The 16,200-nt window shown below is 72.0% G+C and carries 14 protein-coding genes; 11 read left to right on the top strand and 3 right to left on the bottom strand.

Annotated elements, in window-relative coordinates; all coding sequences use genetic code 11:
* Positions 1-36: 36 nt before the first annotated feature.
* On the bottom strand, positions 37-798 hold the full coding sequence (locus IE226_RS41310; RefSeq protein ID WP_190086672.1) for a thioesterase II family protein: 762 nt from the start codon (positions 796-798) through the stop codon (positions 37-39).
* A gap of 332 nt (positions 799-1,130) precedes the next feature.
* Between IE226_RS41310 and IE226_RS41305 the strand changes: the two genes are divergently transcribed.
* Both IE226_RS41305 and IE226_RS45370 read left to right on the top strand, forming a co-directional pair.
* Complete coding sequence (locus IE226_RS41305; protein WP_190086671.1) at positions 1,131-2,708, top strand: acyl-CoA carboxylase subunit beta; 1,578 nt, start codon at positions 1,131-1,133, stop codon at positions 2,706-2,708.
* Positions 2,705-2,986: an acyl-CoA carboxylase subunit epsilon gene (locus IE226_RS45370; protein ID WP_190086670.1), complete on the top strand. Its 282-nt coding sequence runs from the start codon at positions 2,705-2,707 to the stop codon at positions 2,984-2,986. The genes IE226_RS41305 and IE226_RS45370 overlap by 4 nt, the downstream gene beginning before the upstream one ends.
* On the opposite strand, the gene IE226_RS41295 is transcribed toward IE226_RS45370, so the two are convergent.
* A complete protein-coding gene (locus tag IE226_RS41295) occupies positions 2,903-3,406 on the bottom strand; it encodes a GtrA domain-containing protein (protein ID WP_190086669.1) in 504 nt (167 codons plus the stop codon). The genes IE226_RS45370 and IE226_RS41295 overlap by 84 nt on opposite strands.
* Positions 3,407-3,624: 218 nt before the next feature.
* Between IE226_RS41295 and IE226_RS41290 the strand changes: the two genes are divergently transcribed.
* Entirely contained in the window at positions 3,625-4,398 is a 774-nt protein-coding gene (locus IE226_RS41290; RefSeq protein ID WP_190086668.1) for an alpha/beta fold hydrolase, read from the top strand.
* 37 nt (positions 4,399-4,435) lie between these two features.
* On the opposite strand, the gene IE226_RS41285 is transcribed toward IE226_RS41290, so the two are convergent.
* The gene (locus IE226_RS41285) at positions 4,436-5,221 is read right to left on the bottom strand and encodes a hypothetical protein (protein WP_229871917.1); all 786 of its coding nucleotides are present in this window, start codon (positions 5,219-5,221) and stop codon (positions 4,436-4,438) included.
* A 377-nt stretch (positions 5,222-5,598) separates the two neighbouring features.
* Between IE226_RS41285 and IE226_RS41280 the strand changes: the two genes are divergently transcribed.
* The 8 genes from IE226_RS41280 to IE226_RS41245 all read left to right on the top strand — a co-directional run bounded on the left by IE226_RS41280 (position 5,599) and on the right by IE226_RS41245 (position 15,940).
* On the top strand, positions 5,599-6,978 hold the full coding sequence (locus IE226_RS41280; protein ID WP_190086666.1) for an aminoacyl--tRNA ligase-related protein: 1,380 nt from the start codon (positions 5,599-5,601) through the stop codon (positions 6,976-6,978).
* Positions 6,979-7,035: 57 nt separating this feature from the next.
* Positions 7,036-9,153, top strand: coding sequence for an AMP-binding protein (locus IE226_RS41275; RefSeq protein WP_190086665.1), 2,118 nt, complete (start codon positions 7,036-7,038; stop codon positions 9,151-9,153).
* Positions 9,154-9,250: 97 nt separating this feature from the next.
* Positions 9,251-9,889: a cupin domain-containing protein gene (locus IE226_RS41270; RefSeq protein WP_229871916.1), complete on the top strand. Its 639-nt coding sequence runs from the start codon at positions 9,251-9,253 to the stop codon at positions 9,887-9,889.
* Complete coding sequence (locus IE226_RS41265; protein WP_190086664.1) at positions 9,886-11,238, top strand: aldehyde dehydrogenase family protein; 1,353 nt, start codon at positions 9,886-9,888, stop codon at positions 11,236-11,238. Before IE226_RS41270 ends, IE226_RS41265 begins: the two co-directional genes overlap by 4 nt.
* Before the next feature lie 70 nt (positions 11,239-11,308).
* Positions 11,309-12,544, top strand: a complete 1,236-nt coding sequence (locus tag IE226_RS41260) for an ATP-grasp domain-containing protein (protein ID WP_190086663.1) — start codon at positions 11,309-11,311, stop codon at positions 12,542-12,544.
* Positions 12,541-13,932: an MFS transporter gene (locus tag IE226_RS41255; RefSeq protein WP_190086662.1), complete on the top strand. Its 1,392-nt coding sequence runs from the start codon at positions 12,541-12,543 to the stop codon at positions 13,930-13,932. Before IE226_RS41260 ends, IE226_RS41255 begins: the two co-directional genes overlap by 4 nt.
* Positions 13,929-14,519 (top strand): PaaI family thioesterase, encoded by a 591-nt coding sequence (locus IE226_RS41250; protein ID WP_190086661.1) that lies wholly within the window; start codon positions 13,929-13,931, stop codon positions 14,517-14,519. The genes IE226_RS41255 and IE226_RS41250 overlap by 4 nt, the downstream gene beginning before the upstream one ends.
* A 65-nt stretch (positions 14,520-14,584) precedes the next feature.
* Entirely contained in the window at positions 14,585-15,940 is a 1,356-nt protein-coding gene (locus IE226_RS41245; RefSeq protein WP_190086660.1) for an MFS transporter, read from the top strand.
* Positions 15,941-16,200: the final 260 nt, after the last annotated feature.

Raw genomic sequence — 16,200 nt, 5'->3', positions numbered from 1 at the left:
TCCCGCCGCCGCGGCCACGTTTCTTCGAGGGAGGCGTCAGGACGCGACGGCGTCGGCCAGCAGCCCCTCGGTGATGGCCCCGGCCACTCGGCCCAGGTGGTCGCCGATGTAGAAGTGGCCGCCGGAGAAGACCTTCAGGGCGAACTCGCCGGTGGTGTGCTCCTGCCAGGTCTGCGCCTCGGGGACCGTCACCATCGGGTCGCTGTCCCCGATCAGGGCGGTCACCGGCGCGGAGAGGGGCTCTCCCGCGCGCCAGACGTACGTGCTCAGGGCCCGGTAGTCGGCCCGGAGGCCCGGCAGCACCATCTCCAGGAGCTCGGGGTTCGCCAGCATCGCCTGATCGGTGCCGCCGAGCTTGCGCACCTCGGCCACCACGTCGGCGTCGTCGTAACTCTGAAGACGGGTGCTCGAGCGGGCGTTGGGCGCGGCTCGCCCGGAGAGGAACAGGTGCTGGGGGCCGGGGAGTTCGCGCCGGGCGAGCAGCCGGGCCGTCTCGAAGGCGACGAGCGCGCCCATGCTGTGGCCGAAGAAGGCGTAGGGCCTGCCGGGGCGCACGGCGAGTTCGCGGGCCAGTTCGCCGGCCACCGCCTCGACCAGCGCGGGCAGCGCCGTGTACGGGGCATCGCGATAGCGGTCCTGGCGCCCCGGGTACTGCACGGACACCACGTCGAGATCGCCGGGCAGCGCACGCTCCAGGGGCGCGTACGCCGTCGCGGAGCCCCCCGCGTGCGGGAAGCAGATGAGCCGCGGCCCGTCCGCCGCGGCCGGGGTGAAGCGCCGGAACCATGTGCTGTTCACTGTGGGGTGTCCCTTCGTCGGTGGGCAGCAACGCGTCGGTGGGCGGCAACCGCGACAACGCCGGTCGGCCGTACTCGTCCGGACATGGATGTGACCCGCCGGTGCCCTCGGGGGAATTGGGGCACCGGCGGGCTGTTCGACGCTCCGCGCGGGCCTGTGCCCGTCCGTTGCGGAGCTACGAGTCGAGCATCCCGCCGCGGACTCGAAGAGCGCTCGCGGGGCGGTCGAGCCGTTCAGAGTGCCGCGCCGGTGTCAGGCGGCGCTCTAACCGCCTTCGAGCGGCGTGGCGGAAGCTGGTCGGCGGTTCATCACGACGGCCGGGAGGGGAAGCCATGACCGCTCTGGACGACATGCCGGTCGGGCAGCATCGCGGCACGGTGGCAGAGCTCGAGGCCATACGTGACGCCATGCGGCGCGGGCCCAGCGACAGGGCCACCGAGGCGCAGCGCGCCAAGGGCAAGCTCACCGCGCGGGAGCGGCTGCGGCTCCTCTTCGACGACGGCGAGTTCACCGAGGTCGAAGGGTTGCGCAGACACCGGGCGAGCGGCTTCGGCCTGGAGGACAAGCGCCCCTACACCGATGGTGTGGTCACCGGCTGGGGCCGGGTGTTCGGCCGTACCGTCTTCGCCTACGCGCACGACTTCCGGATCTTCGGTGGCTCCCTCGGAGAGGCGCACGCCGAGAAGATCCACAAGATCATGGACATGGCCGCGACGGCGGGCGCCCCGATCGTGGGCCTGTGCGACGGCGCCGGGGCACGCATCCAGGAAGGCGTGACCGCGCTCGCCGGGTACGGCGGCATCTTCCAGCGCAACGTACGCAACTCCGGGGTCATCCCGCAGATCAGCGTGATGATGGGCCCGTGCGCGGGCGGGGCGGCCTACTCCCCGGCGCTGACCGACTTCGTGTTCATGGTGCGCGGCACCTCGCAGATGTTCATCACCGGGCCGGACGTGGTGAAGGCGGTCACTGGAGAGCAGATCAGCCAGGACGCCCTGGGCGGCGCCGACGCCCACGCCACGCACTCCGGGGTCGCCGGGTTCGCCTACGACGACGAGGAGAGCTGCCTCGCCGACGTCCGCTACCTGCTGTCCTTCCTGCCGTCCAACAACCGCGAGATGCCGCCCGCCGAGGCCTGCGCCGACCGGCCCGGCCGGCTCACCCCCGCCATGCTCGACCTGGTGCCCGCCGACGTGAACCGCGCGTACGACATGCGCAAGGTCATCGAGGAGTTCGTCGACGCCGGCGACTTCTTCGAGGTGCACGAGACGTGGGCGCCCAACGTGGTGTGCGCCCTGGCCCGCCTGGACGGCCATGTGGTCGGCATCGTCGCCAACCAGCCCGCCGCGCTCGCCGGGGTCCTCGACATCAAGGGCAGCGAGAAGGCGGCCCGCTTCGTGCAGATGTGCGACTCGTTCAACATCCCGCTCGTGACGCTGGTGGACGTGCCGGGCTTCCTGCCCGGCGTCGACCAGGAGCACGGCGGCATCATCCGGCACGGCGCCAAGCTCCTGTACGCGTACTGCAACGCGACCGTCCCGCGCATCCAGCTGATCCTGCGCAAGGCCTACGGAGGCGCGTACATCGTCATGGACTCGCGCTCCATCGGCTCGGACGTCTCCCTCGCCTGGCCCGGTAACGAGATCGCGGTGATGGGGGCGGAGGGCGCGGCCAACGTCATCTTCCGGCGCGAGATCGCGGCCTCGGAGGATCCGGAGTTCGCCCGCGCCCAGCACATCAAGGAGTACCGGGACCAGCTCATGCACCCGTACTACGCCGCCGAACGCGGCCTGGTGGACGACGTCATCGACCCCGCGGAGACCCGCGTACGGCTGATCGACGCGCTCTCCATGCTGAGCACCAAGTACGTGGCCCAGCCCTCCCGCAAGCACGGGAACCAGCCCCAGTGAGCGCGGGGGAGGAGCGGGTGTGCCGGGCCGCGGGGGACGGGGCGGGACCGCTGCTCGTCGTCACGGCCGGCAATCCGACGTCGGAGGAGCTGGCCGCCGTCACCGTGGCGCTGCTCGACCTCGCCCGCGTCCAGGCCGTCGAGCCCGCCGCACCGCCGTCCCAAGCGGCCTGGCACCGCAGCCCGGTGGGCGGGTCAGGCGGCGGGGCAGAGCTGCGCTGGGCCGGCCGGGACCGTGGGCACGGGACGCACGGCGGCCGTCGTGGCCGGGGCCTGTGAGCGGTTGCGTGCGAAGACGACCAGGCGCAGGACGGCGAAGCGGGCGATGCCGGCGAGTGCGGACGCGCCGAGGTAGACGGTCTGCTCCAGGAGGGCGCCGGGGGTGGCCACCAGGTGGTGCAGGAGGAACATCGCCAGGCAGGTCACGAGGTACGCGGCGGCGGCCGATCCGGCGGACTGCGTGTGCTGGCGCCGGGTGGCGCGCTTGCCCGCGCCGAAGGTGAAGCGGGCGTGCAGTTCGGTGGCGAGGAGTGTGGAGGCCGCGGTGATCGCCGCGTTGGCCAGGCTCCAGGGCATCCAGGATGCAAGGGCCGTCACGGCGAAGCTGGAGGCGATCCCCACGCCGCCGCCGCAGAGCGTGAAACGGGCGAAGGCGAGGAAGGCGCCCGGCGCCGTCTGCCGGCAGTGCGTTGCTTCCATGACCCCACCCCTTCGACCGCCAGTATCTTTCTGATGAGGAAAACGCTACGTTGCATTTACTGAACTAGCAATGCGTTCGTTGCGCACCAGAAGCATTAATGCAGGTGGTGGCGGTAGAATCGTTGCAACGGATTAGATATTAACGCAACGAACTCCATGGGTTCCCCGTGGTTTCGTTGCAATGACTTAGAGATGAAAGCTATGGTCGGGAGCACACCATGCCGTACGTCGAAGCCAACGGAACCCGTCTCCACGTCGAAGCCCGCGGCCAGGGCCCCGCACTGGTGCTGCTGCACGGCACAGGCACCAGCGGCCGCGTCTGGGACGCGCAGCTCGCGGACCTGGCGGAGGACTACCGGATGTACGCCGTCGACGCGCGCGGCTGCGGCCGCTCGGACCGGCCCGCCGAGGGCAACGACATCGCGGGCAACACCGCGGACGTCCTCGCCGTGATCGACGCCCTCGGCCTGGACAGGCCCGTGCTGGTGGGCAGTTCGGTCGGCGCGGTGTTCGCCATCGAAGCGGCGCTCGCCGCGCCCGACCGGATCGGCGGGATCGTCTCGATCGACGGACCCGGCTACTGGCCGGCCGTCTCGCTGGGCGACAAGCTGGTGGAGGTCGCCGCCGCCACCGACAGGGCCGCGCAGTTCGCCGACTGGGTGCCCACCTGGTACAGCCCGGCGGCGTCCCCGGAGCTGATCGCCTCGACCCTGCGGCAGATCCTGGAATCCAGCGAACACGTCGACGAACTCTTCGCGGACGGCGCCTCGTACGACCCGCGCGAGCGCATCCGCGAACTCGCCGTGCCGGTGCTGTTCCTGCACGGCGCCCTGGACGCCTCGATCCCCTACGAGGTGTCGCAGACCCTTGCCGGTCTCGCCCCGCGGGGCACGTTCCGGCTCATCGAGGGCGCGGGCCACATGCCGCACCAGGAGCGGCCCGAAGCGGTGAACGCGGCGCTGCGGCAGGCTGCCCCGCGCCTCGCCGCGTGATGCCACGCGGATGAAACGGTAAGCGGCCGGCGGCCGTTCAGGCCGTCGGCTCCCCGCCCAGCGCACGCCGGACGATCGCGCTGACGTCCTGTCCCGCCATGAGCCCGGCGAGTTCGGTGCGCAGCCACGCCACCTTCTCGTCGGCGACCGCCGGGTGGATGCCCGGCACCGGCTTCTCCGCCGCGGCCTGGAGGAAGGCGGCGATGGCGCGCTCGGCGACCTTGCGCTTGTCGGTCTCCTGGACGGTGAGGACCAGTTGCAGCGAGTCCTCGTCGCCGACGACCGCGGGGCAGGCCTGGCCCGGCGGCAGATAGACGGCGCTCGTACGGTGCAAAGTGATGGTCACCGGCACCCGCCCGTAGGCGAGGTCCCAGCTGCTGCTTCCGTCCAGCTGGAGCACGAACGTGTGGTCGCCGTGGGCGGCCGGCTCCGGAGCGACGGTGCCCGCGGGGGTCAGCACCAGGGCCGCCTGCGCGTTTGCCGCCCCGAGGTCCTCGCACAGCGCGGTGACGAGGTCCGCGATACCGGGCAGCCACTCGCCGGGACCGTCGAAGCGGACGCTCTCGCCGCCCGCGAACCTCTCCTGAGCAGCAGGGTCACGCTTCCAGAGATCAGCCGGCGTGGCCGTGTCGGGAAGCGCGCGGCAGTGGAAGGACGCGGGCCTTATGCCCCACACCTCGCCGAAGAAGGAGTCGGTGTCGCCGACGATGCCGGCGAGCCGGATCGGCAGATTACGCACACCAGTACCCGTGGTGGTGGCTCCCGAGGGGGCGGTTGCCGGCAAGCGGGCGCCTTGGGAGGTGGGATCGAGCGCGACGGTCATGGCTGCGTACCTTCCTGCTCCGCACAGTGACGGGCACCCACGTTATGAGCGCCCCAGCGGCAGGGGCAATCGGAAGGAGCGGCCTCTCAAGGGGAAGTCCAGCGCTTCTGGACCGGACCGGCGCAGCTAATTCATATACCACTGGCCATAGCAGAACTCCACGCCGAAAAAACAATCCCGCGCACCGGGCGGATCGCCATCATCGCAGCTCAAGACGGTGCGAGTCGCTCCGCAATCCTGCTTGCCCCATCCGCTGGAATACCGCTCGAGTTCGGCTGCACACCTGGCAGCAATTCGTTGACGCCCCCCGAACGCCCTCCTAGTTTCTCGTCCCGTCACGGCGAACTCTCGCAGCGATGGACCCCGGAGGGAGATTCATGGGCCAGGTAGTGGACGTCCAGATACTCGACGGCTCAGGAAACGTCCTCTGGCGGGGACCGGAGAGCGACTACCCCGCCGCCCTCGGCGCCATCGACCCCGACAACTCGGCACTGCGCATGCTCGCCGACGGGGACCCCGAGCACCGCTGCGCACGCGACGAGGTCATGCGCACCGCGGAGACCCTGCAACTCGTCAGCCGGCGCGGCACACCGCGCGGCTTCCTGACGACCCTGCCGCGCGGCGCGGTCCTGGAGGCAGGTGTGGAGGCCTTCAACGCCCAGCACCTCGCCGGACTCGAGATCAACACCGTGCACTTCCCGCTGGTGTTCGACGGATCGTCCGAGCCGATGCGCGAGCTGACGAGCCAGTACTCCGAGCAGTCCCGGATGTTCGAGCTCGCGGAGGGCGACGGCAAGCTCAAGCTCGCCTACGCGGCCGACCCCAACCTCTTCTCCTGGCTCAAGGACTCCGTCCTGGAGCGCGCCAGGCTGCCGTACGCGATGTACAGCCCGCAGCCGGTCTTCCGCCGCTTCAAGTCCGGCGAGACCAACATCCAGCGCCGCCGCCAGTTCACCGTGCCCGACGTGCACATCTGGTGCCACCCCGACGACGTCGCCGAACGCTATCTGCACGCGCTCCAGCAGGCGGCCGACGCCACCGCCTACTGGTTCCAGCACGACTACGTCCACGTCCTGGACTCCGTCGCGGGCACCAGCCACGACACCGACGACTTCCACCGGCAGTGCGCCAAGGCCGCGGGCGGCATCACCGTCGTACGCCGCCTCGCCGCGCACCCCAAGTACTACGCGCAGAAGACCGGCATCCTCGTCTCCTCGGGCTACGACCTCGTGATGCTGCAGAACCTCCAGCTCGACGAGGTCAACGCGCCCCGCTTCAACATCCGCACGGACACCGGGGAACACCCGAGCCTCATCCACGCCTGCGTCGCCATGGGCGGCTCACGGCTCCTTCCGCTGGTCATCGGCCGCGGTCTGGCCGGCCTCGGGCCGCAGGTCATCCCCGCTGAACTGGCCTGGAACCAGGTGGTGTTCCTGCCGCTGGCCGAGAAGCACGTGGGCCGCGCCTACGAACTGGCCGGACCGCTGTGGATCGACGGCGTACGCACCGCCGTCGACCTGGAGTTCAAGCGGCCGATCGGAGCCCGCATCGGCCGGCTCCGGCGCGAATGGCAGCCGCTGTACTGCGTGGTCGGCGACCGCGAACTGAACGAGCAGCCGCGCTTCCAGGCCGGCAGCGGACCCGGCGTCAACCAGGACTACCAGGACTTCCTGGCCGAGCAGCTGCCCGGCTGGCTGCGCTGCCGCCCCGCCACGCCCGTGGGCGCCGCGCCCCTGCCCTTCGCCAACGCCTCCTGAACAGGCGCGCGCCGTCACCGAACAGGTCCTGATCAGCCCCGCGGAAGGTACCACTCCATGACTGACTGGCCCCACCTGCTTGCCGGGCTCCCCGCGGGCGCCCGGGTAGTGGTCCGATGTCCCAGCGGCCGGCGCCTCGCCGATGTGCTGACCGCCTGCTTCGAACGGCACCTGGTGTGCGTACCGCTCTCGCCGCGCGCCACCGACGCGGAACTCACCGAGCTCGCCGCCAGGGTCGACGCCTCCGCCGTCCTCGACGGGCCCACCGCCAAGGCCCGCGCCCTGCCGGGCGACCCCGGCCACCCGGAGGCCGAAGGCCTGGCGTACATCATGTTCACCTCGGGCTCCACCGGCCGCCCCAAGGGCGTCAAGATCGGCCGGGACGCCCTGCTCGGCAACGCCCTGAAGACCGCGGACCTGCACCGCTTCGGCCCCGACCGGCCGCACGGCACCTGTCTGCCGCTGTTCCACTGCAACGCCATCGTCATGTCGCTCACCGGCGCCCACGCCACCGGAACGCCCCTGGTGCTCTCCCACCCGTTCGACGCGTTCGGCTACTTCAAGGAACTCGACGCCGCGGGCGCCCGTACCGCCTCCATCGCCCCCGCCCTGCTTCACGACCTCGTCGAGGCGAACCCACCCTGGCCCGACGGCCTCGACTACCTCATCACCGCCGCCGCCCCGCTCACCAGCGACCTGGCCCGCCGCTTCCACGACCGGTACGGGCCGCGCCTGCGCCAGGGCTACGGCCTGACCGAAGCGGTCAACTTCAGCTTCGTCATGCCGAGCCTGGACAGCACCGGCTTCCGCGAGCAGTACGTCGACCGGCAGCCGCCCGTGGGACTGCCGCTGCCCGGCACCGAACTGCGCCTCGAGGACGGCGAGGTGCAGCTGCGCACCCCCGACCGGATGCGGGGCTACTGGGCCGACCCCGAGGCCACCGCGCGTGCCTTCACCGACGACGGCTGGCTGCGCACCGGCGACATGGGCGAACTCCGCGACGGCTTCCTGGTCCTTCGCGGCCGCCGCGACGACCGGGTCAACCGGGGCGGCGAGAAGTACCACCCCGGCGAGATCGAACAGCGCTGGCGCGCACGCGGCCTCGACACGCGCTTCGCCGCCGTCGCCGTCGCCGAGCCCGCCCTCGGCCAGGACTTCGGCCTGGTCGCCGAAGACGCAGGCACCGCACGCCTTCGCGCGGTCTACGAGGGCGGCTTCCCGCGCCCCCTCGCGGTCGACGGCGGGGGATACGCGACCACCGAGACCGGCAAGCCGCGCCGCTCGCTGATGGGCCGGCGCCTGGCCGCCCTGCGCGACAGCGGCCCGCGCTACGAAGACCTCATCGGATACGCCGTCACCGCCGCCCGCGCCCTCATCGACAGCCCGCACCGCCCCGCCACCGCCCAAGCCGGCCACGTCCACCAGCAGGCCCTCGCCCTCGTCGCGGCCTTCCCCGACGCGGCGCCGGTGGCGGGCACACCCCGCAGCGCGGCGCACGACTCCCTGGACGCCCTCGTGTCCGGCTGGCCCGAGTTCGCCGCGGGCACCGCCACCGGCGAGGAGCTGATGCAGCGTCACCGCGGCCTGTGGCGGCGCCTGATGACCGAGTGGCCCATGGGCAGCTACCCCGACCTCGCGGCCCGCACCCTGGAGGCCGCCGGACTCCTCACCGGACGTGTCCTTGAAGTCGGCTCCGGCGTGGGCAACACCACCGAGCGGATCGCCCACCTCGTCGACGGCGAGTTCGTCTGGTCCGACCGGCTGCCCGAACTCGTCGCACGCGGCCGCTGGCCCGGCACCGGCGCCGTCCTCGATCTCGACCGCGAACCACCGGACGGGCTCGGCACGTTCGACACCATCGTCGCCACCAACGTCGTGCACTGCGTCGCCGACAAACCGGCCACCCTGCGCCGGCTGCACGACCTGCTCACCCCCGGCGGACGGCTCGTCCTCGCCGAGGGATCGAGCCCCACGAACGGCCAAGGCGCCCCCTGGGCACTGGACTTCCTCTTCGGCCTCTTCGACGGCTGGTGGGACCGCGGCGGCTTCCGCACCCGCTGGGAGTGGCTCGCGCTCATGGAGTCCGCCGGGCTCCACAGGACCGGCTTCTCCGCCCTGCGCGCGGGACCGTACGACCTGGGCGGCGTCGTGTGGGCGTCCCGCCCCGACCGCTGAGCCCTTCCCCGCCGCGGCGCCCCACGACCTCCGGGCGTTCTCCCGCGCACCCCGCACCCCGCATCCCGCACACCTCGTCACACCTCAAGGAGCAGGAATGGCCACCGCCACCGAGACCGTCACCACTGCCACCGCCACCGATGTGCAGGACACGACGACCACCGCCGAAGAGCCGACCCGTATCGCCGCCCCCGGCCAGTCCACGCTGAACATCGTCGACTGGGCCATGAGCCGCGTCACCGAGGACGCCACCGACCTGCACATCGACCACGGCCTGCGCCCCGTGCACGTCCACGGCTCCGCCGCCACCGGTCAGGCCCTGGTCTCCAACGGAGCGGTCGGCGCCGACGTGATCCGGCTCCCGGCAGGCCACGGCTTCCTGCCGCACACCCACCCCGGCCACCACATCCTCATCGTCGTCGGCGGCGAGGGCACCATCACCTACGACGGCCGCGTCTACCCCACCCACGCCGGCCAGATCTACCTGGTCGAGGGCGAGGTGCCGCACGCCGTCGGCGCCATCACCGACCACGTGATCGTCGCCGTCGGCTCCCCGCACAAGCACATCGACGCCGAGGACCGCATGGCGCCCGTGCCCTACGAGGAGGTCGTCGCCCCCGACGGCGACCTGACCTGCCTCATCTGCGACATCAGCGCCATCGCCCCCAAGCGGCTGCACGACGAGAGCTGCCACCACTGCCCGTGCAAGGACTGCGCGGCACGGGAATCCCGATGACCGCCGCGCCGATCCAGCTCGTCGACCCGCGCACCGGACACGTACGCGGCGAGAGCCCCAACGGACGCGAACACGACATCGCCAGGGCCGTGGACGCGGCCCGCAAGGCCACCGGCGGCTGGGCCGCGTACACGCCACGCGAACGCGCCTACCGCCTGGACCGGCTCGCCGACCTCATCGAGGAGCACGCCGAGCAGTACACGGCCCGCGAGCAGGCCGGCACCGGAAAGCCCCGCGCCGAGGTCATGCAGGAGATCGGCGAGGCCGCCGACCTGTTCCGCTTCTACGCCTGGGCGGCACGCACCGCCACCGCGCCCGCCGCGGGCGGGCTCAAGGCGGGCCACGAGAGCTGGGTGCGCTGGGAGCCGATCGGCGTCGTCGCCGCCGTCGTGCCGTGGAACTACCCGCTGATGATGGCCGCCTGGCGCTGCGCACCCGCGCTCGCCGCGGGCAACACCGTCCTCGTCAAACCGGCCGAGTCCACCCCCGACTCGCTCGACCTGCTCGCCTCCCACGCCGCCGACACGCTCGGCCCCGACGTCCTGGCCGTCGTCACGGGGGACCGGCACACCGGCCGCCTCCTCGTGGACAGCGACGTCGACATGATCGCCTTCACCGGCAGCAACACCGCGGGCGCCGACGTCCAGGCCCGGGCCGGCATCCGCCGCGTCAGCCTCGAACTCGGCGGCAACAGCCCGGTCATCGTGCTGCCCGACGCACCCGCACACACCTACGCCGACCTCGCCGCGGCCTGCACCTACAACGCGGGCCAGAGCTGCGCGGTGCCCGCCCGCGTGATCACCCTGGAGGAGAACTACCGCGACACGGTGCAGGCGCTCGGCGAAGCCATGGCCGAGCGGCTCGCCGGACGCGACTTCGGGCCGCTCAACAACGCCGACCAGGCGGCGCGCTACGACCGCATCGTGGCCGCCGCCGGCGCGGACCGCGACGTGACCGCGCCGCTGGCCACCGGGCCCGGCGAGGAGGACGGTTACTGGCGCGGAGCCCGCGTCCTCGCCGACCTGCCCGACGACAGCCCCGCCCTCACCGAGGAGGTCTTCGGGCCGCTGCTCACCGTGCAGAGCGCCCGCGACATCGAACACGCCCTGGACATCGCGCACTCGGTGCCCCAGGCGCTCGCCGCCAGCGTCTGGACACAGAACCTGGGCCACGCGCTCGACCTGGCCGGACGGCTCGACGCCGGCGAGGCATGGGTCAACTGCCACCTCGTACAGACCGCCGAACTCCCGCACGGCGGACGCGGCGCCTCCGGCCAGGGCACCGACCTGAGCGTGCTGGCCCTGCACGAGTACCAGCGGCCCAAGACCGTCACGGTCCGCCTCGGCTGACCCGGCCACCGGGCCGCGCGACCCGTACGGCCCCACCTTCTCCGAAGCCCGCCCCGACGAAGGACCCCCCATGAAGATCGCCATCGTAGACGGCTATTCGACCGCCCGATTCCTGGTCGGGGAACTGACCGGGCGCGGCGCCGACTGCCTCCACCTGCGCAGCCAGGAACACCCGCCCGCGGTGTACGCCCGCGCCTTCGACGCCGCTTCCTACCGCGAGGACCTCGGCTGGTTCCCCCGCTCCTCCCTCGCGGCGGCGGCCCTCGCGGAGGCGGGCGTCGACCGCGTCGTGGCGGGCACCGAGTCGGGCGTCCTGCTCGCCGACGAGCTCAACCATCTGCTCGGCCTGCCCGGCAACGCACCCGAGACCGCCGAGGCGCGGCGCGACAAGGCCGCCATGGCCAAGGCGCTCAGGGCGGCCGGCATCGCCGCCGTCGAGGACACCGAGGTCGCCACCGCCGAAGAGGGCCTTGCCTGGTTCCACGACCGCGGGGGCCGCCCGGTGGTCGTCAAGCCGCGCGCCAGCGCGGGCAGCGACAACGTCTGGGTCTGCCACACCGAGGAGCAGGTCACCGCCGCCTGCCGCAAGGTCCTCGCCGACACCGACTTCTTCGGTACGCCCAACCACACGGCGCTCGTCCAGGAGTACCTGGACGGCCCGGAGTACCACGCCGACTCCGCGTCCCTCGACGGCGAACACAAGATCGCCGAAGTGTGGCGGTCCTACCGGCTTCCCCAGGGCAACGGGGCGTTCGTCTATGACTACGAGGAGCCGCTCCAGGCCGACGACCCGGTCGCCGTCGAGATCTCGGCGTACGTCAAGGACGTCCTGACCGCCCTCGGTATCCGCAACGCCGCAGGCCACAGCGAGCTGCGCATCACCGAGCGCGGGCCGGTGCTCCTGGAGACCGGGGCGCGGCTCATCGGCGGCATCCTGCCGCACGTCTCCGCCGAGTACGCGGGCGTCTCCCACGTCAGCCTGCTCACCGACACCCTGGTCGACCATGCCGCGTTCGCCGCGTTCGACGACACCGCCGTGCGCTGGTCCAAGCCCGTGCGCTGGGTGTCCCTCATCAGCGACCGTGCGGGCACGGCCACGACCGACGGCTGGCGCGACACCCTGACCGGACTGCCCACCTGCCAGGGCCTGGTCAGCCGCATCGGGCCGGGCAAGCCGGTGCCGGCCACGGTGGACCTGGCCTCGTCGCCGGGGTTCGTCTACCTCGCGGCCGACCGCCACGAGGACGTACGGCGTGACTACGAGGCGCTGCGCGCCGCGGAGACGAAGGGTTTCTATCTGTCGTGAGCGCCGAATCCGCCTCCGCGAAGAACACGAAGGAGGACACGAAGCCGGACCCGTCCCTGGCCGGTCCGCTGCGCGTCTTCGTCGTCGTCTCCCTCCTCGACTCCCTCGGCACCGGCCTCTACCTGGCCGGGAGCGCCGTCTACTTCGTCCGCATGGTCGGCCTCTCCCCGGCCCAGCTCGGCCTCGGCATGACCATCGCCGGGTGCGCCGGATTCCTCGCGACCGTCCCCATCGGCCTGCTCGCCGACCGGCTCGGCGCCAAACGCGTCCTGACCGGACTGCAACTGTGGCTCGCGGTCGCCTTCACGGCGCTCGCGTTCGTCGACGGGCCGCTCGCCTTCGCCGTCGTCTGCTCGCTGATGGTCATGGCCGAGTGCTCCGCGCCCCCGATGATCCAGGCCGTCGTCGCCGACCTGATGCGGGGAAGCGGCCAGGTCAAGGCGATGGCCCGCATCCGTACGGTGCGCAACATCGGCTACGCGGCGGGCTCGCTGCTCGCCGTACCGCTGATGGCCACCGACACCCGCTGGGCGTTCCAGGCCCTGCTCATCGCCAACGCCGCGTCCTACGTCGTGGCGGCGGTGCTTCTGCGCGGCGTCAAGCTGCGGGCGACCGTACGGGCAGCCGTGCGGCCCCCGCGCGCACCCCGCCGCCTGCGCCCGGAGCTCCCCAAGGGCCTGGGCGATCGCCGCTTCCTCGCGGTGACCGGGATCAACGGCGTCCTCGTACTGCACAGCACGGTGCTCAACGTCGGCCTTCCGCTGTGGATCGTGGAGAACACGAAGGCGCCCGTCGTGACGGTCCCGCTCCTCTTCACCCTGAACAGCGTGCTGGTGATCGGCCTCCAGATGCGGTTCAGCCGGGGCGCCGACACCCCCGGCCGCAGCCGCCGTGTCCTCTACTACGCGGGTGTCGCCCTGGCGGCCACCTGCGTCCTGTTCGCCCTCAGCTCGCAGCCGGGCCCGGCCGGTGCCGTCGTCCTGCTGACCCTCGCCGTGCTGGCGCTGACGGCGGGCGAACTGTGGCAGGCCATCGCGGGCTGGGCCCTGCCGGTCGACCACGCCCCCGAGGGGCGCCGCGCGGAGTACCTCTCGGTGTTCAACCTGGGCGTCACCGTGCAGGGCATCCTCGGCCCGCTCGTGGTCACGGCGCTGCTCACACTGCGGGGCACGGGCTGGCTGCTGCTTGCCGGGGCGTTCGCGCTGTGCGCGGTGCTCGCGGGGCCGCTGGTCGCCGCGCTGGAGCGGTCACGCGAGGCGCCGGAAGAGGGGGCGTCCGAGGCCGGGGGAGCGGTGTCCTCGTCCGGGGACGCGGAGACCTCGCCTGACGGTGCGGTGTCCCCGACCGGGCCGCCCGTGCTCGCCGAGCGGCAAGGGGAGTCCCGGTGAGCGGCGTGGCGGCTGCCTCCGAGCGGACCGCGCCGCCCCCGGGGGCCCGCGCCCCCCTCTCGCCCGTGACGGCCGGTCAGGCCCGTGTGCGGCTGCCCCATACGCCGGACCACCCCTCCTGTTTCGCCTGCGGACCCCACGTCCCCTCCGGGCTCGGCCTGCGTGTCACGGAGACCGACGCGCAGGGCATCACCGCGCAGGTGACCCTCGCCGACGTGCACCAGGGCGCACCCGGCATCGCACACGGCGGCATCGTGGCCGCCGTACTGGACGAGGCCACCAGCCTCGCGGTGTGGCACGTACTGAACCGCCCGAACGTCACCGGCCGCCTGGAGATCCAGTTCCTCGCCCCGGTCCCGCTCGGCCGCCCGCTGTACCTGCGCGCCAAGTGCGCCGCCGTACACGGCAGGAAGGCCTACGCCACCGCCGAGCTGCACACGGACGGGCCCGACGGAACGGTGGCGGCTACGGCCGCGGCCGTCTACATCGCCGTACAGCAGGACCACTTCGACCACCCCGCCAAGCACCACGCGGGCACGGCACCGCCCCGCGTCCCCACACCCGCCGGCGCCGCGCCCCGCTGCTGAGATCCGAAGGCACGACCGCTCACGACCGACCGCTCGCGCGACGAACCCTTCCCCGAGGACGGACGATGACCTCCACCCTGCCCAACCCACCAGTCACCGAGGCAGCCTCCGCGCCACCGGACCGGCCGGCCCGGCCGGTCCAGGCGCCCGCCGAACCCGCCCCCTCTTCCAGCAGGCGCGTGGCCGTCGCAGGGATGATCGGTTCCACCGTCGAGTGGTACGACTTCTACCTCTACGGCACCGCCACCGCGCTCGTCTTCAACGAGCTGTTCTTCTCCAGTCTCGACCCGGTGACCGGCGTCCTCGCCGCGTTCGGCACCTACACGGTCGGCTTCCTCGCCCGGCCGCTCGGTGCCGCCGTCGCCGGACACGTCGGCGACCGCCTCGGGCGCAAACCCGTCCTGGTCGCCTCGCTGTTCGTGATGGGCCTGGCCAGCGCGCTGGTGGGGCTCCTTCCCACCTACCGCCAGGCCGGACTGATCTCGCCGCTCCTGCTCGTCCTGCTGCGCCTGGTGCAGGGCTTCGCGGTCGGCGCCGAACAGGGCGGCGCCGCCGTGCTCACGGTGGAGAGCGCGACGGCCAAGCGACGCGGCCTGTGGGGCAGCTTCGCCATGTCCGGCTCGTCACTGGGCCTGCTGCTCTCCTCCAGCGCGTTCGCCCTCACCCAGTGGCTCACGGACGACAAGGCGTTCCTCGCCTGGGGCTGGCGCGTGCTGTTCCTGTCCAGCGTCGTCCTGATCGTCGTAGGGCTCGTGCTGCGCTCCACGCTGCAAGAACCGAAGGTGTTCACCACCGCGCAACCCGCCGAGAAGCCGCTGCGCGACATCGTGCGCCACCACCGCGCCCCGCTGTTCCAGGCCATCGGCATGCGCATATCGCAGACCGGAGCCTCGTACTTCTACACGGTCTTCGTGCTGTTCTATCTGACCGAGCAGACGGGCCACCCCAAGAGTCTGGGCGTGACCGCCGTGACGGTCAGCGCGGCCGTCAGCATGCTCACGTCCCCGCTGTGGGGCGCGGCCTCGGACCGCTTCGGCCGAAAGCCGGTCTTCCTGTTCGGCGCGATCGGCAGCGCGCTCTACGTGGTGCCGTTCTTCCTCCTCGTCCAGAACGGCTCGGCCGCCGTCATCGTGCTGGCCGTCGTACTCGGCGTGAACGTCTTCCACGACGCCATGTTCGGCCCGCAGGCAGCCTGGTTCAGCGAACTCTTCCGTACCGACATGCGCCTGAGCGGCGCCGCCCTCGGCTACCAGACGGGCGCGGTACTCGGCGGCGGTCTGCTGCCTCTGGTGGCGACCTCCCTGTACCTCCTCGCCGCGGAGACACCCTGGCTGGTCTGCGGTTACTTCCTGCTCCTTTCCGCCCTGACCATCACCGCCGCACTGCGGGCGCCGGAGACGCGGGGGCGTGAGCTGGGCTGAACCTTCCGCACTCCGTAACGGCACGAGCGCCGCTCCACCAGCGGTGCATAGCCTCTGAGCGGTGTACGACCCCGCACCGCTACGCGTGTCCGCCGACGTGTCTGCCAGCGCTCGCGGACCAGCACCGACAGGAGCAGACACACGCAATGACCGTGCAAACAACTGCCGCTAGCGGGGCAGGGCCACGTGCCAAAGACGTCCGCCGTCTGGATCGGGTGATCATTCGCTTTGCGGGTGACTCGGGTGACGGTATGCAGCTG

The organism is Streptomyces longisporoflavus, assembly GCF_014649775.1.
GTDB classification, from domain to species: Bacteria; Actinomycetota; Actinomycetes; order Streptomycetales; family Streptomycetaceae; genus Streptomyces; species Streptomyces longisporoflavus.
The sequence above is the reverse complement of the archived record's forward strand: the minus strand, read 5'-3'. Positions and strand labels throughout refer to the sequence as shown.